At 58.4% G+C, this 24,162-nt stretch carries 22 protein-coding genes; 9 read left to right on the forward strand and 13 right to left on the reverse strand.

Annotated features, from left to right (window positions below):
- Positions 1-32: 32 nt before the first annotated feature.
- The 7 genes from addA to regB form a co-directional block, all read right to left on the reverse strand.
- Entirely contained in the window at positions 33-3,425 is a 3,393-nt protein-coding gene (gene addA / locus ACTF58_RS01745; RefSeq protein ID WP_438990237.1) for a double-strand break repair helicase AddA, read from the reverse strand.
- The gene (gene addB / locus ACTF58_RS01750) at positions 3,422-6,388 is read right to left on the reverse strand and encodes a double-strand break repair protein AddB (protein WP_438990238.1); all 2,967 of its coding nucleotides are present in this window, start codon (positions 6,386-6,388) and stop codon (positions 3,422-3,424) included. The genes addA and addB overlap by 4 nt, the downstream gene beginning before the upstream one ends.
- On the reverse strand, positions 6,372-7,061 hold the full coding sequence (locus ACTF58_RS01755) for a nucleotidyltransferase family protein (RefSeq protein ID WP_438990239.1): 690 nt from the start codon (positions 7,059-7,061) through the stop codon (positions 6,372-6,374). Before ACTF58_RS01755 ends, addB begins: the two co-directional genes overlap by 17 nt.
- Positions 7,037-8,059 carry an aminoglycoside phosphotransferase family protein gene (locus ACTF58_RS01760; protein ID WP_438990240.1) on the reverse strand — a complete coding sequence of 341 codons (1,023 nt, stop codon included), beginning with the start codon at positions 8,057-8,059 and terminating at the stop codon, positions 7,037-7,039. The genes ACTF58_RS01755 and ACTF58_RS01760 overlap by 25 nt, the downstream gene beginning before the upstream one ends.
- A complete protein-coding gene (gene tsaE, locus ACTF58_RS01765; protein ID WP_438990241.1) occupies positions 8,056-8,529 on the reverse strand; it encodes a tRNA (adenosine(37)-N6)-threonylcarbamoyltransferase complex ATPase subunit type 1 TsaE in 474 nt (157 codons plus the stop codon). The genes ACTF58_RS01760 and tsaE overlap by 4 nt, the downstream gene beginning before the upstream one ends.
- Before the next feature lie 41 nt (positions 8,530-8,570).
- Complete coding sequence (locus ACTF58_RS01770; RefSeq protein ID WP_438990242.1) at positions 8,571-10,127, reverse strand: PAS-domain containing protein; 1,557 nt, start codon at positions 10,125-10,127, stop codon at positions 8,571-8,573.
- Between the two features lie 61 nt (positions 10,128-10,188).
- Positions 10,189-11,601, reverse strand: a complete 1,413-nt coding sequence (gene regB / locus ACTF58_RS01775; RefSeq protein WP_438990243.1) for a sensor histidine kinase RegB — start codon at positions 11,599-11,601, stop codon at positions 10,189-10,191.
- A gap of 71 nt (positions 11,602-11,672) precedes the next feature.
- On the opposite strand from regB, the gene ACTF58_RS01780 reads away from it, so the two are divergent.
- The 3 genes from ACTF58_RS01780 to ACTF58_RS01790 all read left to right on the forward strand — a co-directional run bounded on the left by ACTF58_RS01780 (position 11,673) and on the right by ACTF58_RS01790 (position 13,991).
- The gene (locus ACTF58_RS01780) at positions 11,673-12,302 is read left to right on the forward strand and encodes an SCO family protein (protein ID WP_438990244.1); all 630 of its coding nucleotides are present in this window, start codon (positions 11,673-11,675) and stop codon (positions 12,300-12,302) included.
- A 78-nt stretch (positions 12,303-12,380) separates the two neighbouring features.
- Positions 12,381-12,932, forward strand: coding sequence for an ActR/PrrA/RegA family redox response regulator transcription factor (locus ACTF58_RS01785; RefSeq protein ID WP_438990245.1), 552 nt, complete (start codon positions 12,381-12,383; stop codon positions 12,930-12,932).
- A complete protein-coding gene (locus ACTF58_RS01790; protein WP_438990246.1) occupies positions 12,933-13,991 on the forward strand; it encodes a glycosyltransferase 61 family protein in 1,059 nt (352 codons plus the stop codon).
- Here the strand turns inward: ACTF58_RS01790 and ACTF58_RS01795 are convergent.
- Together ACTF58_RS01795 and ACTF58_RS01800 are read right to left on the reverse strand one after the other, a co-directional pair.
- Positions 13,969-14,421, reverse strand: a complete 453-nt coding sequence (locus tag ACTF58_RS01795; RefSeq protein ID WP_438990247.1) for a GNAT family N-acetyltransferase — start codon at positions 14,419-14,421, stop codon at positions 13,969-13,971. The genes ACTF58_RS01790 and ACTF58_RS01795 overlap by 23 nt on opposite strands.
- Positions 14,421-15,029 (reverse strand): HD domain-containing protein, encoded by a 609-nt coding sequence (locus tag ACTF58_RS01800; RefSeq protein ID WP_438990248.1) that lies wholly within the window; start codon positions 15,027-15,029, stop codon positions 14,421-14,423. The genes ACTF58_RS01795 and ACTF58_RS01800 overlap by 1 nt, the downstream gene beginning before the upstream one ends.
- A gap of 134 nt (positions 15,030-15,163) precedes the next feature.
- Here ACTF58_RS01800 and ACTF58_RS01805 point away from each other — a divergent pair, with 134 nt between their 5' ends.
- The 3 genes from ACTF58_RS01805 to ACTF58_RS01815 all read left to right on the forward strand — a co-directional run bounded on the left by ACTF58_RS01805 (position 15,164) and on the right by ACTF58_RS01815 (position 17,522).
- Positions 15,164-15,487 carry a hypothetical protein gene (locus ACTF58_RS01805; RefSeq protein ID WP_438990249.1) on the forward strand — a complete coding sequence of 108 codons (324 nt, stop codon included), beginning with the start codon at positions 15,164-15,166 and terminating at the stop codon, positions 15,485-15,487.
- A 73-nt stretch (positions 15,488-15,560) separates the two neighbouring features.
- Positions 15,561-16,949 (forward strand): adenosylhomocysteinase, encoded by a 1,389-nt coding sequence (gene ahcY / locus ACTF58_RS01810; RefSeq protein ID WP_438990250.1) that lies wholly within the window; start codon positions 15,561-15,563, stop codon positions 16,947-16,949.
- A gap of 231 nt (positions 16,950-17,180) precedes the next feature.
- Positions 17,181-17,522 carry a DUF2853 family protein gene (locus ACTF58_RS01815; RefSeq protein ID WP_438990251.1) on the forward strand — a complete coding sequence of 114 codons (342 nt, stop codon included), beginning with the start codon at positions 17,181-17,183 and terminating at the stop codon, positions 17,520-17,522.
- A gap of 223 nt (positions 17,523-17,745) precedes the next feature.
- On the opposite strand, the gene ACTF58_RS01820 is transcribed toward ACTF58_RS01815, so the two are convergent.
- Genes ACTF58_RS01820 through tsaD form a run of 4 tightly spaced genes read right to left on the reverse strand, consistent with a single transcriptional unit; the run spans position 17,746 to position 20,487 of the window.
- Positions 17,746-18,165 (reverse strand): EVE domain-containing protein, encoded by a 420-nt coding sequence (locus ACTF58_RS01820; protein ID WP_438990252.1) that lies wholly within the window; start codon positions 18,163-18,165, stop codon positions 17,746-17,748.
- On the reverse strand, positions 18,165-18,437 hold the full coding sequence (locus ACTF58_RS01825) for a YciI family protein (protein ID WP_438990253.1): 273 nt from the start codon (positions 18,435-18,437) through the stop codon (positions 18,165-18,167). The genes ACTF58_RS01820 and ACTF58_RS01825 overlap by 1 nt, the downstream gene beginning before the upstream one ends.
- A gap of 2 nt (positions 18,438-18,439) precedes the next feature.
- Positions 18,440-19,396 carry an NAD(P)H-dependent glycerol-3-phosphate dehydrogenase gene (locus tag ACTF58_RS01830; protein WP_438990254.1) on the reverse strand — a complete coding sequence of 319 codons (957 nt, stop codon included), beginning with the start codon at positions 19,394-19,396 and terminating at the stop codon, positions 18,440-18,442.
- On the reverse strand, positions 19,393-20,487 hold the full coding sequence (gene tsaD, locus ACTF58_RS01835; protein ID WP_438990255.1) for a tRNA (adenosine(37)-N6)-threonylcarbamoyltransferase complex transferase subunit TsaD: 1,095 nt from the start codon (positions 20,485-20,487) through the stop codon (positions 19,393-19,395). The genes ACTF58_RS01830 and tsaD overlap by 4 nt, the downstream gene beginning before the upstream one ends.
- 47 nt (positions 20,488-20,534) lie before the next feature.
- On the opposite strand from tsaD, the gene ACTF58_RS01840 reads away from it, so the two are divergent.
- The 3 genes from ACTF58_RS01840 to ACTF58_RS01850 all read left to right on the forward strand — a co-directional run bounded on the left by ACTF58_RS01840 (position 20,535) and on the right by ACTF58_RS01850 (position 23,944).
- The gene (locus ACTF58_RS01840) at positions 20,535-21,218 is read left to right on the forward strand and encodes a uroporphyrinogen-III synthase (RefSeq protein ID WP_438990256.1); all 684 of its coding nucleotides are present in this window, start codon (positions 20,535-20,537) and stop codon (positions 21,216-21,218) included.
- 79 nt (positions 21,219-21,297) lie between these two features.
- A complete protein-coding gene (locus ACTF58_RS01845; RefSeq protein WP_438990257.1) occupies positions 21,298-22,476 on the forward strand; it encodes a COG4223 family protein in 1,179 nt (392 codons plus the stop codon).
- 10 nt (positions 22,477-22,486) lie between these two features.
- Positions 22,487-23,944, forward strand: coding sequence for a heme biosynthesis protein HemY (locus tag ACTF58_RS01850; protein WP_438990258.1), 1,458 nt, complete (start codon positions 22,487-22,489; stop codon positions 23,942-23,944).
- The last annotated feature ends 218 nt before the right edge of the window (positions 23,945-24,162 follow it).

Below are 24,162 nucleotides of genomic sequence, written 5' to 3' on the forward strand. Positions count from 1 at the left end.
CCTAATGGAATTTTGGTTTGCTTGGCCAGAACCTAGGTAGTGTGGGGCAGATCGTCAAGATATGTAGTGTCTTGATAGGCTTTCATCACAAGATCATGAGGAAGCGTCATCAGGCTGGCGGTTTTGGTCCAGAGGATGGCTGTTTCGATCTGGTGGTTGGGATAGATGAGGGCGAGCGCCTCGCTGTAAGCGCCCATCTGGCGCAGGATGCCGAGAGGGGTTTGCTCAGCGCTTTTGGGGAGGGTGGCGTTTGTTTTGAAATCAACGGCAAGGATGCGGTCTTCAGATATCAGGAGCTTATCAATAACACCGTGTAAGCGCTTGCCCAAGGTGGCGCTGGGCGCGCTCAGGGCGACTTCGGAGAGCGTATCGGGCGCGAAGAGAGAGGCGAGGGCCGGATTTGTTAAAATAGTCTCTACTTCTGCCCAAACGGCCTTGTTTTCGTCGATCACATCAAGGTCTGACAGCAGAGCTTGTGCCACTGCCGGCCGGTCGGCGGGGGGGACATCGGGGAGGTGTTCCAAGAGCAAGTGGACCTTTGTGCCAAAGCGCATGGCCGAAGCTTCATCAAGGCCCTCGGCGCCAGAAAGCGCCTTTGGGCCAGGGAGCTTTGAGGCGGATACGGTTTGTGGGCGTGTTGGGCCATCAGGTGCGGCTTGTAAGAATAAGGCATCAAGAGGGGTGTCTTCGTCTGTGGGCAGGTCAGTTTGGGTGTGATCAACGAGCGCGGTCCAGTCGCCTGAGTCGAGCCTCTGGATCATTTGCCCATTTTGGTCGAGCGCTTCAAATGGAAGCTTTTGGGCAGCGTTAGAGACAGACTCATACCAGCTTGTGCCGCCAGCTTTGGCTTCGCCTGCGGCGGCGATAATGAGCCACTTTTCAGCCCGGGTCATGGAAACGTAGAGCAGCCGTTCCCGTTCTGCCTGCTGCGCGGCGATCTTTTGATCCACCGCTTTTTGTAGAACGGCGGGGGAGTCGTCTTTGCTTTGCTTGTAAAGCGCTGTGCCCTCGGCAGAGACGATCTGGCCTCTGAATTCGTTTCTGCGGTCGGCTGTATCGGGCATGATGACGATGGGTGCCTCCAGGCCTTTGGAGCCATGCACTGTCATCACGCGGATGCGCTTGCCAGCGGCCTCGGTCTGGCGCTTGATTTCGGGGTCGTCGCTTTCGAGCCAGCTGAGAAACCCTGTGAGAGAGGGCACGGAGGCGCGCTCGTAATGAAGGGCCTGCGTGAGAAAGGCGTCAAGCGCGTCTTCGGCCTCATAGCCCAGCCGTGCGAGGATATTCTGGCGGCCTTTGTGGCGTGTGAGAATGCGCTCGATCAGATCATAGGGGCGCAAAAAGTCGGTCACACGGCGCAGGTCGTTGAGCACGTCAACCGTGGCGGAATGTGTCTCTGTTTCAGCGCGAAGAGCCTCCCAGAGGTAGCCTTTGCGAGACGCAGCCAGCGTAAATAGCTCTTGTTCGGACCAGCCAAAGAGCGGCGAGCGCAGGGCGGCGGCGAACGAGAGGTCATCTTCTTGGGTGGCGAGAAATTTGAGTAGCGCTGTGATATCTTTCACTGCGATTTGCTCGCCAATGCGCAGCCTGTCAGCCCCCGCGACCTCAAGCCCCGCGAGCTTGCAGGCACGGATAATCTCGTGAAACAACTCGGAGCGGCTCTGGAGCAGAATGAGAATATCCCCCTCATGAATGGGGCGGGCCTGCCATGTGCCGTCTTTAAGCTCTGTCGGGATCAGCGTTTTGCTGTCGATCATATGCCTGATATTGCTGGCGATCCTTGCTGCGAGCAGAGAGACAGGATCATCTGGTGTGAGAATATCGAGAGGCTCATACCAAGGCGGATCTTCTGCTTTGTCGTTTTTCTCAACGATTGGCCAGATATCGACGCGGCCTGGAAGTGTTGTGTGAAAGGCGATGTGGCGCGCGTCGGCGTCAAACCCTGCGCCGTCTTGCGCCTCAAAGACGGCATCGACTATGTTGAGAATGGCGGAAGCGGACCGGAAGGAATAGGCAAGATTGCGGCTATGGAGCGGCTCTTCGTGAAGCGAGAGCTTTTCGGAAAACAGGCTCTGCATTCGCCCGAACTCGGCCGCATCGGCGCCCTGAAAGGAATAAATCGACTGCTTTTTGTCACCGACCACAAAGATGGTGCGGGGCTTTTCGGCCTGTGCGCCTTGGCCTGATGTGATTTCGCGGGCCAGCTCTTCGATTACGGCCCATTGCTCGGGGGAGGTATCTTGCGCCTCATCGACAAGGATATGATCAATCCCGCCATCAAGGCGATAGAGCACCCACTCGGCGACTTGGGGGTTTGTGAGCAGCGCTTTTGTCTTGAGGATAAGATCATCAAAATCAAGCCAGCCGCGCGCCTGCTTGACGGCATCGTAGCGCGCAAGGAAGGCGCGGGCGAAAGCGTGAAGGGCGCGCGTGCTTTGGGCAGCGGAGATGGCGATACGGCGCGGGCGTGCGGCTTCGACACGCAGGATCAGTGCTTCGATTTTGGGGGCGAGCGTGCCAAGGTTTTTGAGCGTCTGAGCCGTGGCATAGTTGGTAAGCTTGGCTGTGAACGGCTCTTTCGCGCTAGACCCCGTGAGAAAAGCTGACTCAAAAATAAGCAGTGTGCCAAGATTTGGGCCCGTCACTTTCGAGAGCTTTGCGTGGGCCTTCACATCATTTGGAGAGCCGGCTGCGAGAAAGGGCAAGAGCTGCGCAATCAGGTCTGTTTCGTCACCAAGGAAGACCTCGGAGAAGAGCATATCTTGGGTGAAACCAGTGGGAATGTTGAAGGCTTGATAGACCTCATCAAGCGTCAGTTCAGAAGCAAATTTCGCTTTATTAGAGACTATACTGGCTGTGAACTTCTCGAATTCGTTGCCGCCGAGGTGGCTGATCATGTCGAGCAGAACCTTGCCCTCCGAAGAGCTGGCGAGATCATCTGCGACTTGCTCGCGCAACTGGGCGGAGGAGCGCTCGTCGAGTTCGGTAAACTGCGGGGTCACGCCCGCTTCGAGCGGAAAACGGCGCAGGAGCGAGGCGCAGAACGAGTGGATCGTCTGGATGCGCAAGCCACCCGGTGTTTCGATCGCTTTGGCAAAGAGGCGGCGGGCGTTTTTGTAATAGCCCGGATCGGCGCCAACGGCAGCGCCAAGCTCGGCCAGCTCTTTTTGAAGCTCTAGATCAGGCTTCATCGCCCATGTGCCGAGCCGCTTGAGCAGGCGGTTTTGCATCTCGGAGGCGGCGGCCTTGGTATAGGTCAGGCAGAGGATATTTTGCGGGTCAACCTCCTCAAGCAAGAGCCGCGCCACGCGGTCTGTGAGCACGCGGGTTTTGCCTGAGCCAGCATTGGCGGAGAGCCATGTGGAGGCATCGGGACGCGCGGCATCGATCTGGGCGATTGTGGCGTCATTGGGGCGCGCGCTCATGTTAACACCTCTTTCACGGGGTCGTCGGTGCTGCTCCATTCGCCGAAGCGTGCGAGGTGATCATAATCGCCTGCGAAGCCCTCTTTCTGGACTGCGCGGCGCGAGGGGTAGCCTTTGTCGGGATCAAGGAAGGCTACGATCAGCTCTTTGAACTCGGCGAGGACGGTCGCTGTTTCGTATTCTTCAGCTTTGAGCAGGGCTTCGCCAGCGTCAGAGCCGAGGCCGATATAGGCGAGCTTTCCGACGGTTTGGGCGGGAATATCCTTGAACGCGCCCTCAGAGGCCATGGCGGCTGTGAGGGGGAGCTGTTTGTCAAAATGTTTGCGCATCTTCGGGCTCGGCGGCGTGCCTGTTTTGTAATCATAAATCGCGAGCGTGCCGTCATTGAGGCAGTCAAATCTGTCGGCTTTTCCCTTGAGGGAGAAGCCTATGTCTTTGAAGTCAAGCTTGCCTTCGCCTTCGGCTTTGAGAAAGCGGCTGTTTTGGGCGCGGCCTTCTTCTTCGTCCAAGAAGCTGTCGATGACTTTTTCAAAGCGGGCGCGCCAGATCAGCCGCGCGGCGGGCCAAGGGACTTCGCGCTCAAGGATATCGCGCGCGAGCGCGCTGAGCGTTGCGCGATTGCGCAGGGAAGGGTCTGCGCTGGCGGCTTTGACGAAGTCTTCCATGACTTTGTGCAGGATTGTTCCGCGCAGGAGGGCGTCGGGCATTTTTTGCAGCGGATTGAGCGGATTGAGCTTGAGAATATGGCGCGCATAGATGGCGTATGGGTCGCGGATGAGCTTCTGGATCTGGGTAATCGAAAGCGCGCGCGGGCGGTTTTCAACAGGGGGCACCGGCGCCGGGCGCTTGGCTTGGTTGACCGCGACCAGAGGCGCGTCGATCTGTTTGGCGCGTATGAGCCACGGTTTGGCGCGCGCTTGCATCTCCTTGAGCGCTTTTGTGCCGCGCGCGTCAGGCAGGCCTGTGAGAAGATTGGTCAGGCGGATGACCCAGCGGGAGGGGACTGTCTCGGCATCATCTGATTTATGCGCGCGCGTGAGCCAGACCTCTTTGGCGGCGATGGCTTGCTGAAAGTCATGGGCGGAGAGCCCGATACGCCGCTCGGGCAGAAGCAGGCCGAGCTTGGCGCGCATGGCACGGTTGAGCCAAGGGTCGGGCGCGGGGGCTTCGGGCCAGCTGCCTTCATTGAGCCCAGCGAGAATGAGCAGATCGACCCCCTGAACGCGGGCCTCAAGTGTGCCCCAGATCAGCACGCCTGAATGCGTCGCCTCACTGCGGCGGACCTCGCCAGAAGACAGGGCGGAGTCGATCAGATTGACGTAGTCATAATGGGTCATATCACCGCCAGCGGGGGCGCAGGCGAGCAGGCTGTCAAACAGCTTTCGGGCCTCTGCGCCGTCGTCCTTTTTCCAGAGCGGGGTTTCGGCCTCGGAGGGGCCGCGGGCGAGGGCCTCTGCTGTCTTTATATGGGTCTGGATGAGAGCGTCTAAGGGCTGCTCGCCCGAGAGGCCCGCGCTGAAGAAGGCCTCGGAAACCCAAGCCGACCAGAGGCGCGCGGCCTCGTCTTTATGGGCGGTGGCGAAGGCCAGAAGCGTGCCTGTGTCGGGCTGTGGCACGCCCTTGTGGCGAATGTATAGTTCCAGCTCGCGGGTGTAGCGCAGGTGTGTGCCCCGCTCTTCCAGCGCGTTGCAGAGCGGGTGTTTGAGCAGCGTGATGAGCGCTTCGGCTGTGAGCGCGCGGGGGCTGAGCACCTTTTGCACATGGCGCAGAAAGCGGCCAACGGGAGAGAGATGCAACGGCTCGCCCGCGCTGTCATCGGGGGTGATGCCCCAGCGGGCGAGGGCGGCAGAAACTTGGCGGGAAAGGCCGCGATCAGGGGTAATGAGAGCGGCTTGCTGGCGGTCTTCAGCGGCTTGGCGCAGGCGTAGAGCGATGGCGAGCGCTTCGTCGCGTTGGGAGTTGGCTTCAAGGAGTGTGATGCCGCTTGTCGCCTCGTTGGCGATCAGCGCAGCTTCGGAGCGGTTGTCGATCCATTGGTCTGTGACAGGCGCGGGGCGTAGGGCAAGGGAGAGCAGCCTGTTGCGCGCTTCTGACGGCGCAGCACCGGCGGGCCATTGCTTGATGTCTTTTGGCGCAAGCTCAAGCGCTGTGAGAAGGGCATGAAAGCGATATTGCGGGTGATCTTCGGACATGGCGCCTTCTGGGAGGTGCGGCCAAGCCTCTGCGGCGAACGCAAAGTCAAATCCGGGCAGGACAACCGCGCCTTGCGGCAGCTGTGCGACCGCGCGCATGAGAGTGGCTGTGAGGCCGCGTGAGCCTGTGGAGCCGGCGATAATGATCGGGTCTTTGGGCGGAATGTCACGCCAGCGGGCGACGAGCGCTTCTATGATCTTGCGGCTGCGCTGGGCTGTTGTGAGGCCATCGCGGCTCATGGCGTAGGTTTGCACGATTTTGAGAAAGGCTTGCGCGCGCTCCCAATGGCCTGACTGGTCCGAGACATCCAGCGCGGTGACAGCTTCGGGCGCGACGCCTTCTTCGTGCATTTCACTCATCAAGGCAGTGAGGCTTTCGGCCAGATCAAAGGCGGCTTCGCGAGGGGCGATGGCTGTGTGATCTTTGGTATTGGTTTCGGCTTCGATCAGCGAGCGGATCAAAACAGAGAGCGCCAGTTTGGTTTGTAAGGCAGGCTCGGAGGCGGGCAGCGGGCTGCGCGGATCAAGGGTGGCGAAGTCCGAAATAAGCGAAATGCGGGGCAGCAGGCCTGCGCCACCTTCATCAAACAGCTCCAAGACGCGGCGGGCCATGCGGCGTGTGTTGAGAACAAGATGCACGCGGGCGAGGGCCTCGGGCGGCGCGTCGGCGTAAGCGGCTTTAAGGGCATCAACCAGCGCGCGGGGAAAGTCAGCTCCAAGCGGCGTGCCGAAGAGTTGGGGTGTGTTAGAGCCGTTAAACAGGGGTGTCATCAAGCATCCTTTCGGCGCGGGTTATGCCTTCGGGGGAGCCGACATCACACCATTGGCCAGAATAGGGCAGCCCGTAGAGGCGGCCAGAGGCGAGGAGCCTGTCCCAGACCAGATTGAGCGAAAAGGCGCGTTCGGGGATGTCTTCTGTCAGCTCTGGTTTGATGATTTGTGCGCCAGAGTAGACAAGGCCTGCGCCACGGGTGAGCTGGCCTGTTTCGCCAACCAGAAAGTCGCCTGTGCCCGTGTGGCCGAGGGCATTTTCGCGCGGGATCAGGAGAAGGAGCGCGTCCATTTTGTCGGGATTCCATGCGGCCTGCAAAGCGCTGAGCGGATTGGGGCCGCGCCAGAGCGCATCGGAATTGAGCGTGAACGCGGGGCCATCGCCCAGATGAGGCCGTGCATTTCGCAGACCTCCGCCTGTTTCGAGGATGTCGGGAGCTTCTGTGACGGTTGTCACGCCGCGACCTGCGAGGTGGTCTTCCAGAACCTTTGGAAGGTAGTGCAGATTGACTACCGTTTTGAGGCCCAGTGGCGCGGCGAGCGCGAGGGTATGATCAATCAGCGGTATGCCCGCGACTTTGACCATGGGCTTGGGTTGCTGAGCGGTAAGCGCGCCCATGCGTGTGCCAAAACCGGCGGCAAAGATCATCAGGGCGTTTGGACTGTTGCGCATTTGGCCTTCAATTCTGTGAGGAGCGTCTCGGAGGGCGCTGGCAAGTCTGCGAGGAGCTGAGCGCGGATATCCAAGAGCAAAGGGTGCTCCAGATCGCGCATCAGATAGTCCCAGACGCGGGGAATAAAATCAACGTAGTGGGGCTTGCCTGCCAAGAGTGAGAGACGTGCAAAGACGCCGAGAATGCGCAGGTTGCGCTGGGCACCGAGGAGGGCGTAGGCGGCTTGGAATTGCGCCGCGTCATGGCCGCTTTTGGCGATATAGCGGGCGATCATCTCCTGCTCGACCGCAGGCGGGACATCGCGGCGGGCGTCTTGCAAGAGCGAAACGAGGTCATAGGCGGGATGGCCCAGCATGGCGTCTTGAAAATCAAGCAGGCCGACGCGGGCGGGGCCGGAACGGGCGGGGAGCCAGAGCAGATTTTCGGCGTGATAGTCACGCTGGATCAGCACGGTTTGATCAGGGATATGCTCGGCAAGAAGCGCTTGAAAGGCAGCGTGAAAGGTCTGCGATAGGGCGGCCATACTGCCTGTCTCTTGCGCGCCATACCATCGGTAGGCGAGGGCGGCCATATCGGCCATGACGGGCGCATCATAAGGTGCGAGGGCGGGTGGCGGCCTATGGCTGTGGAGCGCGAGGAGCACATCTGTTGCCGCGCAATACAGCTCTGTTTCGAGCGCGGGACGGTCGAGCACAACGCGGGCGAAGAGATCATCGCCAAGGTCTTCAAGCAGCAGGAAGCCATGCTCCGGATCGGCGGCAAGGATGCGCGGGGCGGAGAGGCCAAGGCCTGTAAGATATTCTGCAATCGCCACAAAGGGGCGCACGTCTTCGCCCTTTTCGGGGGGGGCGTCCATCAGCACTGCGGGGGCACCATCGGCAGCTTGCAGGCGTTCGTAGCGGCGGTTGGAGGCGTCGCCCGCAAGAGGGGCGCGCAGGGCCTCGCCCCAGCCTGCGGCGGCGAGAAAGCCAGTGGACAGATCGTGACGCTGTGTCATGTGAAGCTCAGTTCTTTGAGGAAAGACCAGCGCGCGGGGCCGGACATATGCAAGACTCTTTCGCTCTCCTGCGCCGTCAGGTCAAGCCTGAGGGTGAGGGCGGAGGCGGGGCGCAGGCTGCCGAGGCGGTCGGGCCATTCGATAAGGCAGATGGCCTCTTCAAACGCGTCGGTGAGGCCCAGCTCTTCAAGTTCTGAAGGGTCTGTCAGGCGATAGAGATCGGCGTGCCAAAGCTCCACACCGTCTTTTGCTTCATAGGTCTGAACCAAAGTGAAGGTGGGCGAGGGGATATCTTCGGGGGCAGCAAGGCGTGACAGGATGAGGGCGCGGGCGAAGTGGGTTTTGCCAGCGCCAATCCCGCCCTCGAGCAGAATGGTATCGCCCGCAGCAAGGCGCGCGCCGAGGGCCGCGGCAAAGCGGGACGTGGCGCTTTCGCTGCCTAAAATTATGGTGTGAGCAAATTGCGCCATGGGCCAAAGATGACCTCTGATGCGCTAGGCTGCAAGGGGTTTTAGCCCGCTTCGGCGCAAGCCGTTTCGGGGGGTGCCTCCTGTTTTGGGAGGCTTGATGTATGCAATGTTATGACGGTTGCGTTGTTGTCATGAACACGCAGCCCGTAGCCGAGCTTTTCGCCGTTGAGAAGTGTCAGGCTTCCCATTTGTTCGCGACCATGCCGCAGCCGAGCCGAGAGCGTATCGCGCACGGCGCCTGGCTCAAGTTTGTCTTTCCAAAGCTGGATGATATTGCCAAGCGAATAGCTTGTGGCCTCTTCTGTATCGGGCAGGCCGATAAAGTTTTTGAACGCAGGGTTCCAGAACAGAATTGTTCCATCTATTTCAAAACAGATCAAAGCGTCTTGCGCGGTCTCTAAGGCGATATTGCGCATATCAATTTGGTCTTTGAAGCGCTCTGTGACGGATATTTCGACGCTGACATCTTCAATCAGGATTGCAATCGCTCCGTCAGGGTGAGGGCGGCCGTTGATCCTGTAGGTGAGGCCGTTGGGAAGACGCCATGTTTCCTGATAGCGCCCGTTCTCGGACTTGACCACGAGATCGGCAATTTGCCTGCGCCAAGACGAATAGTCTTTCGGCTCGGGCATGATCCTGTTGTCGCGCAGGCGATCAAAGAAGCTTTGCAAATTGGGCTGGGCAGACAGGAAGTGAGCGGGAAGAGATGTCAGGTCAATTAGGGCGGGATTGAACAACACCAGCCGCCTGTCGCGATCAAAGATGGCGAGGCCTGTGGAAAGCTGGGCGAATGTTTTGGCGAGGGTCTGGACAAACTTGCGCTGGGCCGTTTCGGCGGCGATCAGGCCGTCAACGTTTACGGCGCAATGCAGCAGGATATCTTCGGATATTTCGACACTCGAGATATCATACCAATGCACTTCGCTTTGGGACGGACCAAGCGCAATAGAGGCTCTCTGGCTTTGCCCGCCGAGGGCACGAAGGCTGTTGAACTGAAAGACATTGAGAGCGTCTGCGTCACCGTCTTCGCTGTGTTGGTTTTTTTGTAGGGTGCGGAAGGCTTTGTTTGTCCAGAAAACCTCGCTATTTCTGGTGGCCCACATGGGGTGCGCCAGCTTGTTGATGGCATCATCGCGCAACTCGACATTGGAGCGGTGGAGAAGCTCCCTGTGTTTGTCGACAGGGCTGAGGGGGGCTTCATCTGTTATTGTAATGAGAAGAGATGACCCTTCGGCCTCAATGTGCAAAATACCGCTGTCGTCTGGAAAACGGGAGGGGTAGCTCTCTTGAGCGCTGTCCTCTGTTGGCTTGGGGAGGGTTCTTGGCAGATCGGCGAAGCGAATTTTTAGAGCGTTGCGAACTTGAGTCCAATCCAGCGACCGTGGGGTCGGGGCGTCGACGATTTGAAGGGCGGTGCTGCTGGCCGAGACGCAGGCTGCGCCCGTAAAGCGCATCCAAGGGCTTTCTGCATAGCGTCTTGAGGAGACGGCTTTGGGCTTAACAAAGCGGTCTGTGAAATAAACGACGGCAAGGACGAGAGCGGCGGTGATCATTCCCGCGATCAAAATGACCAATATATCAAAAGCGTTTATGAACATGACCTATTCCCTAAAATAATTACTACTTTGATATTAATTTAGTTAAATATTAGTTAAACCATTAAGTCTCTATTGGATGGTTAACCCCGAGGGGTGTTCTGCCGGCTGTTGTGTCGACGGCGATGGCTGTGGTTTTCCAGCGCACAATGATCAGTGCGCCTGAGCGTTGTGGCTCTTTTGCGCCTTTTCGCGAGCGATCAGGGCCATTGGCAAAGTTAAGCTCGGCACCGGAGCGCTCAAGCAGTGTTTTGGCGATAAAGAGGCCAAGGCCCATACCTTCATAAGCTGTCTTGCGGGCGCGCTCCTGACTGTTTGTCCGTCGGCGCATAAACGGGTCGCCGATACGGCCAATCATTCCTGGCGGAAAGCCGCGGCCATCGTCATGAATGCGAACTGTGATATGCTGTGCGCTCCAGATTGTTTCGACCCAGACATTGGCGCGCGAAAAATCAACAGCGTTTTGAACCAGATTGCGCAGGCCATGAATAATCTCGGGTTTGCGGTAAATCTCGGGCTGGAGCGTCCCGTCGGCGCTGTCTTCGAGGAAGTGAATGTCGCGGCCGCGGTCTGTATGCGGGCTTGCCGCGTCTTGCACGACGGCTGTGACGGGGGCTTGGCGCATATAAATGTCGTCTTTGCCCGCGCGGCCCATTGAGCGCAGAATATCGCGGCAGCGGTCGGTCTGTTCTACGATCAGTTGTATATCCTCGCGCAGATCGCTGCCTTCGGGGAACTCGTCAAGAAGCTCTGAACTTGTGAGCTTGATTGTGGCGAGAGGTGTGCCGAGCTCGTGCGCGGCGGCCGCAACCACCCCGCCGAGATCTGTGAGCTTCTGCTCGCGGGAGAGGGCAAGCTGCGCCGCTTGGAAGGCTTCGGACATCGCATTGGCATCAAGGGCAATGCGGCGCACATAGACGCCGAGAAAAGTCACAGCAATGATCACGGCGGCCCATGTGCCGAAGATGAATATCTCGGGAATTCGTAATATATAGCCCTGATCGGTGCGCAGGGGGTAATAGAACTGGCTGAGGACGGAGGCTATCAGGACGGTGATCAGCCCCAAAGTGATTGTGCTTTTGGTGGACAGGACAGCAGCAGAGACTGCGACAGGCCCCACGATCAGAACTGAAAACGGATTGTTCAGGCCCCCCGCAAGGAAGAGCAGCGCGCCGAGCTGCAACAGGTCAAACAAGACCATAAAGAAGTTTTCCCGCTCCGAGAGGCGGCGATTTTCGGGAAAGACAAACATGGCAATCAGGTTTGCCAGAACCGAGGCCCCTATCACGAGGTAGAACAGGCCAACTTCAAGGCGCATATTGTAATAGCGTTCGGCCACAAAGAGCGCGGCAAGCTGGCCAAAAACCGCAGCCCATCTGAGCCAGATGATTGTGCGCAGGCGAATATAACTGCCGCGGCGCAAGCCTTCGGGCGGGGGGTATGCGGGAGAGCGTTGAGGCGTATTGTCCGATTGCATTTTGCGATTGGGAGCCTAAATGACGAAAGAATATGCAATCATGCAAAGTATGAACCGAAAAAGGAAGCGTAATGTCACGGAATTTGGCGATTGGAGCGGCGGCAGCGGCCGGAGCTCTCCTGCTTGGAACCTTTGGATACACATATTTTGCTGGCGGTTCGGGCGATAAATTTGCCGAATGCCGCATTGGCGCTGTTGCGGGCGGCACATCTGCGATTGGTGGGCCGTTCGAGCTTGTGGACGAGACAGGCAAGACTGTGACGGATAAAGACGTGATCACGAAGCCGACGCTGCTTTACTTTGGCTATACGTTCTGCCCCGATGTCTGCCCGCTTGATACCTCGCGCAACGGCGAGGCGGCTGTGCTTCTGGAAGAGCGTGGATATGATGTGGGCACGGCGTTTATCTCTATCGATCCTGAGCGCGACACGCCTGAGACACTGGCCGAGTTTACCGATGTGATGCACCCCGAGATGCTTGGACTTACTGGCACGGAAGAGCAGGTAAAGGCGGCGAGCATGGCGTATCGCACCTATTTCAAGAAGCAAGATCCGGAAGAAGGCGACGAGTTTTATCTCGTGGATCATTCGACCTTTACCTATCTTGTGACTCCAGAGCAGGGCTTTATCGACTTTTTCAAGCGCGATGAAAGTCCTGAGCAGATGGCAGATCGGGTTCAGTGCTTTGTCGATAAGCTGTAAAATGACGGTAGGTTTGTTTGACGGGGCGCAAGGGGCAAGCTAAGACTTGTTTCAGCACAATTGGGGGAGTGTTGTCACGTGTCGGAAGAGCCTCTGGATATCGGGGAAGACAAATCCCTTTTGCTTGTCGATGATGACGAGCCGTTTTTGCGCCGTTTGGCCAAGGCCATGGAAAAGCGTGGGTTTGACGTCGAGACTGCCGGGTCTGTTGTGGCTGGGAAAGCGATTGCGACAGCGCGCCCGCCTGCTTATGCGGTCTGTGATTTGCGGCTGGAGGACGGCAACGGCCTCGATGTTGTGGAAGTGATCCGCGAGAAGCGCCCTGACAGCCGCGTTGTTGTTCTCACAGGCTATGGCGCGATTGCTACGGCTGTGGCGGCTGTCAAGATCGGCGCGACTGATTATCTGAGCAAGCCTGCCGATGCGCGCGATATCACCAATGCGCTTTTGGCCAATGGCGGGGAGCTGCCTCCGCCGCCCGAAAACCCGATGTCTGCGGACCGTGTGCGCTGGGAGCATATCCAGCGGGTGTATGAGTTGTGTGACCGTAATGTGAGCGAAACTGCGCGACGGCTGAATATGCACCGCCGCACGCTTCAACGCATTTTGGCCAAGCGCAGCCCCAAATAAGTGAGCGCCGAGGCGACAGACCCCCCAAGCCCCAAGGGCGGGTGGTCTCAGTCTGTTCGAGACTATGAGGGCGCGCGTGTTTTGCCGCCCTGCGCGCGTGACGGGCGCATTCTGTATACGGGTGTTTTTGACAGGCAGGGCGCGCTCTTGCCTATGGCTGCGACATGGCGGCGCGACGAGCTGATCACCTATGCACCTGACTTTCCCGAGCAGGCCGAGGCACAGCTTGCCGGCAAGTGGCTTTGGGGCGGGGTGCTTTACCACCATTTTGGACATTTTCAGATGCAGAGCATTGCGCGGCTCTGGGCGATACGCAGATATCAAGGCGCGCTTGAAGGGATCGTTTTTGTTGCGCGGGGGCAGGCAGAGCTTATGCCTTTTGCGCGGGAGTACCTGCGCCTTTTGATCGGGGATGTGCCTGTGCGTGTGGTGAGCGAGGTGACAGATATCGAGGCACTTGTGGTGCCGGGGCAGGGCTTTGGCCTTGGTAAAATCGCCTCGGGCACGCGGGTGTTCCGCCGTTTTATATCGGCCGAATTTGCTCGCGATGTTGCGCCTGAAGGGCCGCAAGATTTGTTTATTTCGCGCTCGCTTCAGCCCTTGGACAAGGGCGGCTTTGTGGGCGAAGAGCTTCTGGACGCGCGGATGGAAGAGGCGGGATATACCGTCTTCTGGCCTGAGCAGCACGGGCTGGAAGAGCAGATTGCCCACTACAAGGCGGCGCGGCGGGTTGTGGCGCTGGACGGGTCGGCGCTTCATTTGTTTGCAATGGTGGCGCGCAGCGAGCAGAAGGCGGCTGTCATTTTGCGGCGCGAGCGAGTGGCGAGCCGTTCACTGAGGCGGCATATGACTGCGTTTATGGGGGCCAAGCCGCTGACCATCAATGCGCTCTCAAAGGGGGCAGAAATCAGCCTTGGCAAGAAGCGTGCGATCAGCGAGCTTGATTTTGAAATGATCGGGCGGCTCTTGAAACGGCACGGCTTTATCAAGCGCAGCGTTGAATGGGGGCCTCTCACTCAGGCTGAACTTGACCTCATCAGTGCAGGAGAAAGCGCATAAAGACCCGTTCTGTTGTGTGCTTATAAGGCTCGAACCCGCGCGATTGATAGTAGGCTTGGCCGCCTGTGTTATGGGTCAGGATGGATGCGTTAATCCACTGATAGCCAAGGGCGTGCGCCTGTTTTTCTGTAGCTTTGAAGAGGGCAGAACCTATGCCGAGCTGGGCCTTGCCAGAGCGTGTGAACGTCGCGATGTCGCAGGCCGTTGGCGGCAGGGTGTCGCGCGGGCCAATGGCTTGGAAGCCGAGGGCTTGGCCGCGCGCATCTTCGGCCATCAAAAAGGCATATTGGGCAGGGTTAGAGACGATCCATGTGATCATGTCGGCTTTGTTGAGCGGTTTGAGCGCCGTCGTCCCGCCCAAGGCGATAATCTCGTTTAGAAGCTCGCAGAGCGGGCGTGCATCCGCGGCGTTTGCCGGACGAATGTGCATCAGTCGATCTCGGCGAGAAGCGCTTTATGGCGCGCTGTGAAATCTTTACGGACCTCGACGGGCGGGCGCAGAGAAATGCTGAGACTTTCAAGGAGGGCGGGATCAGGCTTGCCAAAGAGTTTATCGGACTCATCCACTGAAAACCCTGCGATCTGTGTGGCTTCGAGCCAAGCCGAAATCCGATCGGCCTTTTTGATTTGCTTTTTGATCAGGGGGGGCGTTTTGGCGGGCAGGCCAAAACGGATATGGATGGCGGCTGTGAGGCGCTCATCAAGCTCTTCATAGCCGGGGCCAACTGCGTTTTTTACAGGCGAGATCATGTCGCCGATCACGTATTCGGGGGCGTCATGCAAGAGCGCTGCGAGCCGCCACTTTGGGTCAGCAGAGGGGACGATCCGCCCAAAAAGCGCCTCGACTAGCAAGGAATGCTCGGCGACAGAATAGGCAAAGTCGCCCTGTGTTTGACCATTCCAACGCGCTACAAAGGCGAGGCCATGAGCGATATCTTCGATTTCGATGTCCATAGGGGTTGGATCAAGCAGATCAAGCCTGCGACCAGAGAGCATACGCTGCCACGCGCGGGCTTGTTTTGGTGTTGATTTCGCCATTATTCGGCCCTCTTGACTGACTGCGCCCTTTTCTTGCCACATTTAATTCGTATTGTAAGGATGTGGTTGGGAAAAACTGACCCAAAGGGCCAATCAATAGGCCCGTTTTTGAGAGTAGCATCGAGGAGCTTGATATGATCGAGCGAATTTACACACGGCGTATGTTTGCGCTTTTTCTGGGCTGTGCAGCCATCCTGACATCTCTTCCCGCTTATGCAGCCGAGAGCTGCACCCTTCGCGAGGTTATGGTCGAGCGTTTGCAGGCGGATTTTCATGAAAATCTTGCGGGCGGCGGTCTTCATGGAGACGCGGCTGTTGTCGAAGTCTGGACCTCTGCCGAGACGGGCACATTTACCGTGATCAGCACAGACACAGCAGGGCAATCTTGTATTTTGGCAACAGGCACAGACTGGCAGGGGCCGTCTGCGCTCACAAAAGTGTCAGGCCAGTCAAGCTGAGGTCTGCGCAAGATTGCGCCGATTTGGATAAAGTGATACCGCCAAGGCAAATTGGCTTAACACAGGTATCCCCATGTCCAACGACTATATTGTAAAAGACATCGCGCTTGCGGACTTCGGCCGCAAGGAGCTCAACATTGCTGAAACAGAAATGCCGGGGCTTATGGCCTGTCGTCAGGAGTTTGGCGAAACGAAGCCACTTAAAGGCGCGCGCATTGTCGGCTCACTTCACATGACAATCCAGACCGCTGTTTTGATTGAAACGCTGGTCGAGCTTGGCGCGGATGTGCGCTGGGCGTCTTGTAACATTTTCTCCACACAAGACCACGCTGCGGCCGCGATTGCCGAGGCGGGTGTGCCTGTGTTTGCGATCAAGGGCCAGTCGCTTGAAGAGCATTGGGACTATCTGGACAAATCCTTCATGTTCCCTGAGGGCGCGAACATGATCCTTGATGATGGCGGCGACGCGACACTTTATGTGCTGCTTGGCGCGCGTATGGAAGCGGGCGAAGATGTGCTGGCTGTGCCGACATCAGAAGAAGAAGAAGTGATCAAGGCGCAAATCAAGAAGCGCATGGCCGAAACACCCGGCTGGTTTGCCAAGACGCGTGACGCGATTTTGGGCGTTTCGGAAGAGACAACAACGGGCGTTCACCGCCTGTATGATCTGCACAAGAAGGGCCAGCTGCCTTTCCCTGCGATCAATGTGAACGATTCTGTGACCAAGTCGAAGTTTGACAACAAATACGGCTGTAAAGAGAGCCTTGTCGACGGTATTCGCCGCGCGACCGATACCATGATGGCGGGTAAAGTTGCTGTTGTTATGGGCTATGGCGACGTTGGCAAAGGCTCTGCGGCGAGCCTCAGCGGCGCTGGTGCGCGTGTGATTGTGACAGAAGTTGATCCGATCTGTGCGCTTCAGGCGGCTATGGACGGCTATCAGGTGACGACATTGGAAGATGTTGTGGCGACTGCTGATATCTTTGTGACCACAACAGGCAACAAAGACGTGATCCGCATCGAGCATATGCGCGAAATGAAGGACATGGCGATTGTCGGGAACATCGGCCACTTTGATAACGAGATCCAAGTTGCCAGCCTGAAAAACCACAAGTGGACCAATATCAAAGAGCAGGTCGATATGATCGAGATGCCGAATGGCAACCGCTTGATCCTCTTGTCTGAGGGCCGTTTGCTCAACCTTGGCAATGCGACGGGCCATCCTTCATTTGTGATGTCTGCCTCGTTTACCAATCAGGTTCTCGCGCAGATCGAGCTTTACAAGAATGGCGACGACTACCAGCCTGGTGTCTACATTCTGCCCAAGCATCTGGACGAAAAGGTTGCGCGTCTGCACCTTGATCGTATCGGCGTGAAGCTCTCAAAGCTTGATAAAGAACAGGCAGATTATATTGGCGTGAGCACAGAGGGGCCGTTCAAGCCCGAGCACTACCGCTACTAAATGACCGTTTCAAAATAGAGAAAAGCCCTGCGCAGTCTTGAGCCGCGTGGGGCTTTTTATGTTTGGCAGCTTAGTGTCTGGAGGGAGGGTTTGCGCCAAGTTTCTTTGGGCGACGGTGCGTTGTTCAGGAGTGTTGCCAGATTTTACTTTTTTATACGTCTGAGCCGCGCTAGGCTTAGGGCAGCGCCCTGACCCGGGCCCAATGTAGTAAGTTAAAGGTGGGAGATTACGATGGGTAAGAGAGACGATCTGATTGCGAAATATGCGGATGATCTCAAAAACAAATGCGGCATGACACCAGATATGGACCTTTTGACAAAGGTGACAATCGGCTGTGGCCCCGCGATTTATAATGCGGATGCGTCGACAGTGGCTGGCTCGCAAGCGAGCGAGCTTGAAACTGTCAAAGAGAATTTCCTAATGAAAAAGCTTGGGTTGGCGGATGGCCCCAAGCTGATGGAAGCGATCGACTCTGTGCTTGAAACATATGGAAAATCCGAGCGAAACAAGTATCGCGCTGTGGTTTATTATATGTTGACCAAGCATTTTGGCAAAGAGTCTGTTTATAAGTAAACGAACCATTCAAAGACGATAACGCCTGCCATTCTGGTGGGCGTTTTCTATTTGAGTTGTGTTTTAGGCAGTTGGTGTTTGGGTCTGTGCCTGATTTGCGCTAGGTTTAAGTTGTTCGAGTCAGTATGGCCGAACCCAGATTGATATTCGCGTGTGGTGGTTCGGGAGCACGTGGGGAGAAAGAGGGTTCAGCCAGATTTTTTGGGCGAACCCTCTTTTTATTTCAAGCTTCGGTTGCGCCCATGGCGCAGATGATCTGCCATTGCTCTTCTGTCACAGGCTGAACCGATAGGCGCGGGCTTTTGACAAGCGGCATCTCGGCAAGGCGGGGATTTTCTTTGATCATTGCGAGCGAAACGGGCTGCGCGAAGGGGCGCAGCGCTTTGATATCGACGCATTCCCAGCGAGGGTCCTCAGTGCTGCTGTCGGGGTGGGCCTCTTTGATCACCTCGACGATCCCGACAACCGCCTTGTCAGACTGGGAATGGTAGAAGAAGCCACGGTCGCCCAGGCGCATCTCGCGCATGAAATTGCGCGCTTGGTAGTTGCGCACCCCGTCCCATTCCTCGCCTGCGGCGCCTTTGGCCACTTGGGCGGGCCAGCCCCATGTGTCGGGCTCTGATTTGAAGAGCCAGTAGCGCATCAGCCTATCACTTTTTTCCAAGGTTGAATGCGCACGTCAGAGAAGAGGCCCGCTTTGGCGTAGGGGTCATTGTCAGCCCAGCTTTGCGCGGCGGTGGCATCGGCCACATCCAGGATCACGAGAGATCCTGCCATTTCGCCCGCCTCATCAAGCAGGGGGCCTGCCATGGCGACAACACCTGTATCGGCGATATAGGCGAGGTGTGCGTCGCGGTTGGCTTTGCGGGTTTGAAGGCCACCTTGTTTGTCGGTGCAGATGAGGGCGATGAGCATGGCTATTCTTCCTTGAGCGGGCGTGAGAGGAGGGTTTGTAGGGCGTCTGAAACGCTATAGTCACCGTCGCTGAGGGCTGCAACAGCCGTGCAAATCGGCATATCGATTTTATGCTCAGCGGCCCAAGCGACAACAGCTTTGGCTGTGGGCACGCCTTCGACCGTGACGGAGGCATCAAATGGCTCGGCGCGACCGAGCGCAAGGCCGAAGCGGTAGTTGCGCGACAGTTCGGATGTGCAGGTGAGCGCCAGATCGCCAAAGCCTGAAAGGCCTGTGAGCGTATCGGGCTGTGCGCCACGGCGCAGGGCGAGACGCTGCATTTCGGCGAAGCCACGCGTCATCAGGGCGGCGCGGGCGCTGTCGCCCATGCCTTTTCCAATACAGGCGCCACAGGCAATGGCGATGACGTTTTTAAGCGCGCCGCCGAGCTCTGCGCCTGTTGTGTCTGTGGTCCGATAAATCCGCAAGTTGGGCGTTGTGAGAGCCTGTTGCAGGGTTTTGCCGAGTGCTGCATCTTCGCAGGCCAGCGTGAGCGCAGTTGGCAGGCCACTGGCGATATCGGCGGCAAAGCTGGGGCCTGTTAGGAGGGCTGCATTTGCGCTGGGAAGGGTGGTGCGGATGGTCTCGATGGGGCCAAGATGGGTTTCAAGATCAAGGCCTTTGCAGGCGGCAACGAGTGCGCGTTGCGCCAAGATATCTGCGTTTTCGGTGAGAAAGCTGCGAAGCTGCTGCATGGGAACGGCGAGCAAGACGGGGCCGTCTTGGGGGATATCTGACAGGGAAGAGCTCACTGTGAGACTGTCGGGAAAGGGCGCGTCGGGCAAGCGGCGGGCGTTTTGGCGGCTTGCTTGCATATCTGCCCCGCCACTGCGCGCCCAGAGGGTTATGGGCTGGCCCGTATGCGCCAGCGAGATTGCCAAAGAGGTGCCAAAAGCGCCTGCGCCGAGAACGGTGATCATGCTTTGGCTCCTTTCTTGCCTGAGCCGAGCATAGAGGGGCTGTTTGTGTCAAGCGGCCAGCGCGGACGCGCGGCGAGTGTCAGATCATCTTGCTGACCGGCTTCAAAAAGCTCAAGGCCTGCATAGGCGATCATTGCGGCATTGTCTGTGCAAAGGGCGAGGGGCGGGCTCAGGAACTCTGCACCAAACTCTGCGGCAACAGTCTCTAATGCGGCGCGAATGCTTGTATTGGCCGCAACGCCACCTGCAACGGCAAGCACAGGCTGCGCGGGGGAGAGCGCCATATAGAGCGCCATGGCGCGGCGGGATTTTTCGGCCAATACATCCGTCACGGCAGCTTGAAAACTGGCGCAGAGATCGGCGCGATCTTGGCGCGTGATCCCGTCTTTCTCAGCAACGAGAGCATCACGGGCACGCAAGAGTGCGGTCTTGAGGCCAGAGAAGGACATATCACATCCCGCGCGGTCCAGGAGCGGACGGGGCAGGCGGACGCGCTTGGGGTCACCCTTGAGCGCCTCGGCTTCGACGCTTGGCCCGCCTGGTTGGGGCAAGGCGAGGAGGCGCGCGGTTTTGTCAAAGGCTTCGCCAGGGGCGTCATCAATCGTTCCGCCAAGGCGGGTGAAGTCTTGCGGGCTGCGCACAAGGAGAAACTGGCAATGTCCGCCCGACACAAGGAGCATCAGGTAAGGATAGCATGGCGCATCTGTGAGCCGCGGTGTGAGAGCGTGGCCCGCGAGGTGATTGACGCCGATCAGGGGCTTGCCCGAGCCAGCGGAGAGGCCCTTGGCGAGCGCCACGCCTGACATGACCCCGCCAATGAGGCCTGGGCCAGCCGTGACGGCGATTGCGTCAATATCGCCGAGCGTCAGACCAGCCTGAGCGAGTGCCTGATCCACGCAACCATCAAGCCTCTCGGCATGGGCGCGCGCGGCGATCTCGGGAACGACGCCGCCGAAGTCGGCATGAAGGCTTGTTTGACCCTCGACCACAGACGAGAGCACCGAGGCCGCGCCTGATGTGCCGCGCACAACGGCGGCGGCGGTGTCATCGCAGCTGCTTTCTATGCCGAGAAGAGTGAGTGTCTTTTGCATGGGTCTTTTCATTGCATGGGTGCTTGGGTGCAGGTAACACCTTAGCTATGGTTAAAACAAGTTTGCCTCTCGTTCTTCTGACACGTCCGCGTGCGGCGGCAGAGCGTTTTGCGGCTTTGCTTTTGGCCGAGCGTCCCGAGCTTGATGTTCTGATTAACCCGATCATGGAAATTGTTTATCTTGTGCCTGAGCGTTTGCCCGCAGCTGATGTGGTTTTATTTACTTCTGTGCACGGTGTTGCGGGATATGTTGCGGCGGGTGGGACACCCTCTGAAGCGTATTGTGTAGGCGCTGTCACGGCAGAAAAGGCGCGGAAGGCGGGCTTTGATGTCTTGCAGGTTGCGCCTGATCTGGCGGCTTTGAGGCCTGCCTTGGCGGGTGAACAGCGCGAGCTTTTGCAAGTGCGCGGCACATATGTGACAGCGGATCTGGTGGCAGAGTTTGGGCACGTGGCCAGTGTGATTGTTTATGATCAGCCGCGTGTCGGGCTGGGCGATCAGGCCGTTGCGGCGCTGGCCAGCGGGCGGGCTGTGGTTGTGCCGCTGTTTTCGCCCCGCAGTGCGCGCGCGTTTGCCAAAGAGGCGGGCCAGCCTCGGGCGCTATATGCCGCATATATCAGCGCAGCGGTGCAAGCGGCGGCAGAACTGCCTTTTATAGAGGCAGAAACGGCCCAAACGCCCGATGCACGGGGCATGGTTGCCGTGACCTTGAGGCTTATTGATAAGGTTTGACGGCTTGAGGCCTGTGCAAGGGGCGTCTAAGCTCTGTTTGGTATAGTAAATCGAGTGAGATTCGGGAGGGCCGTGCGCTGTGGCACGCAAGACAAGCAAAACCAAAAAGCCAACCGTAGAGGCCAGCTCCGAGGTAGAAGAGGCTGTGATCGAGGCGGTGGATGTTGAGACACCATCCGAGGATGTTGCGCCAGCCGAGCCTGAGCCCGAAGATTTGGATACGCCTGTAGCGGACGCGGAAGAGGCGCCCGAGCCAGACGCACCTACAGAAGAGACAGCAGAACCCGACCCAGCCCCGCAAGCGACCATTGTGCGCAAGGGCGGTTTTGTGCCGATGGTTCTTGGCGGTGTTGTTGCCGCAGGAATAGGCTTTGGCGCGGCGCTTTATGTACTGCCGAGTTTGCCAGCGGCCTGGCTGCCTTCGCAGGGCGAAGACCCTATGGTCGCAGTGGCGCAGAGGCTGGACGCGCAGAGCCAAGAGATTGTGGCCTTGAAAGCCGAGATCGCCGATGCGAGCGCGATTGAGGCGCAGCTTGCAGATGTCAGTGGGCAAGTCTCAGGGCTTGCAAGCGAGATTGCGGCGATGAAGGCGTCTGTCGATGCGATTGCTGCGCTCGAAGTGCGGCTTGCCACTCTGGAAAAAGCCCCTGTTGCCAATGCCTCGCCCTTGGCCGTGGAGGCGTATCAACGCGAGATGGACGAGCTGCGCGCAGAGATTGGCGCTATGGCGGCGGAGGCCGAGGCCAAACGGGCGTCGGCAGAGATGACGGCAGAGGAGGCGTTGCGGCGCTCGGCGATGAGCCAGATTTTGACGTCACTTGAGACGGGATCGCAATTTGGAGATGCGCTTCAAAGCTTGAGTGCAACCGGAATTGATGTGCCTGATTCGCTGGTCACTCAGGCGACAGGTGTGCCAACGGTTGCAAGGCTGAGTGCGGCGTTTCCAGAGGCGGCGCGAGAGGCTTTGGGGGTGGCTCGGAGGTTGGAGGGCAGTGAGACAAGCGGTTTTGGTGCTTTCCTGAAGTCTCAACTTGGCGCGCGCTCGCTTGAGCCGCGAGAGGGCACCGACCCTGACGCTGTGCTGTCACGGATGGAAGCGGCGGTGCGCGAGGGGCGTTTGGGCGATGCTTTGGCCGAGGCCGAAGGCCTGCCAGAGGCCGCCAAAGTGCCGCTTCAGGGCTGGCTGGATGACGCCAAAGCGCGTCAGGCGGCGACCATGGCAGCCGAGGCCTTGAGCCAGACAATGAAGACGAATTGAGGGTGACGATATGCTTTGGTCATTGATAAAGATTATTCTTTTTTTCGCCCTGATTGCAGGGGTCAGTTTTGGCGCGCTGGAGCTGCTTGCCATGGAGGGCGGTATCCGCATTGCCATTGCGGGGCAGGAGTATAGCCTCTCGCCGCTGCAAGCTGTGATTGCGCTCGTTTTGCTCGTGATTGCGGTCTGGATTTTCCTGAAGGTGATGGGTCTTTTGCTCGCCACATTCCACTTTCTCAACGGCGATGAAACCGCAATTTCGCGCTACTTTGACCGCAACCGAGAGCGCAAGGGCTTTCAGGCTTTGGCCGACGGAATGCTGGCGCTTGCCTCTGGCGAGGGACGGCTCGCTATGGCCAAGGCGGCGCGGGCAAACAAGTATCTCGACCGCCCCGATCTGACCAATCTCTTGACAGCGCAGGCCGCCGAAATGGCGGGCGATAAGGGCAAGGCCGAGGAGGCTTACAAGCGCCTGCTGACGGAAGACCGCACCCGCTTTGTCGGGGTGCGTGGGATCATGAAACAACGCCTTGCAGCGGGCGACACCGACAAGGCGCTGGCGCTGGCGAAGTCGGCCTTTGCGCTCAAGCCCACCCATGAAGAAACACAGGACATTCTCCTTAAATTACAGGCCCAAGGCGCGGATTGGAAGGGCGCGCGCGAGACGCTGAAAGCCAAGCTCAAACACGGCAGCCTGCCGCGCGATGTGCACAAGCGACGCGACGCCGTTCTGGCGCTGAGCGAGGCGAAAGATGTCTTGTCCGAGGACAGCGGAATTGACGGGCAGGAGCGCGCAATCGAGGCGAATAAACTCTCGCCTGATCTCATTCCTGCGGCTGTGATGGCGGCGAAAAGTTACATCGCTCAGGGCAAGCCGAAATACGCGGCGCGCGTTGTCTCCAAGGCTTGGGCAGCACGCCCGCACCCTGACTTGGCGGGCGCGTTTGCCGACATTAGCCCCGAGGAAACACCTGACCAACGCATCAAGCGTTTTCGGGCTTTGACCAAGAGCAATCCGAACGACCCTGAGACAAAAATGCTAGTGGCCGAACTCAATATCGCGGCGGAGAACTTTCCCGAGGCAAGGCGCGCTTTGGGCGACCTTGTGGAGACACAGGCGGACGCCCGTGCGCTGACGATTATGGCGGCTGTCGAGCGGGGCGAGGGCGCGTCTGATACTGTGGTGAAAGGCTGGCTGGCGCGGGCCTTGAGCGCGCCGCGCGGGCCTCAGTGGGTCTGTGACAATTGCCAGCATATTCATGCGGAATGGACGCCGACCTGCGACAACTGCGGCGCACTTGATACTCTGTCTTGGAAGCGTCCACCCGAGAGCGAGGTGCAGGCGCTTTCGAGTGCGGCGATGCTGCCGCTGATCGTTGGGGCGGGGGACGACAAACACCCTGATATTGACCCCGAAATCGACGAGGCCGAGATCGTCGATGTTAACGCAGCGCGCGCAGAGGGTTAACGGCTGATTCTAGGGGGGTGAAAAGCGTGCACCATGCGTGCACCACCCGTGCACCGGCAAAACGCCCGCCCGCCCGCGTTAACCTTTAAAAAAAACTTTTAAGGGTTTGGTAAGCTGCACAATGACTTCGCACGCAGGTTTGGCAAGTTGCGCAACGAATGCGCAGCCTACGGCGGGTGTGTTCGGAAGGCGACGAGCGCTCTCGACTTTTGATGTTT

Source organism: Lentibacter sp., from assembly GCF_965657785.1.
In the GTDB taxonomy this organism is placed as follows: domain Bacteria; phylum Pseudomonadota; class Alphaproteobacteria; order Rhodobacterales; family Rhodobacteraceae; genus Lentibacter.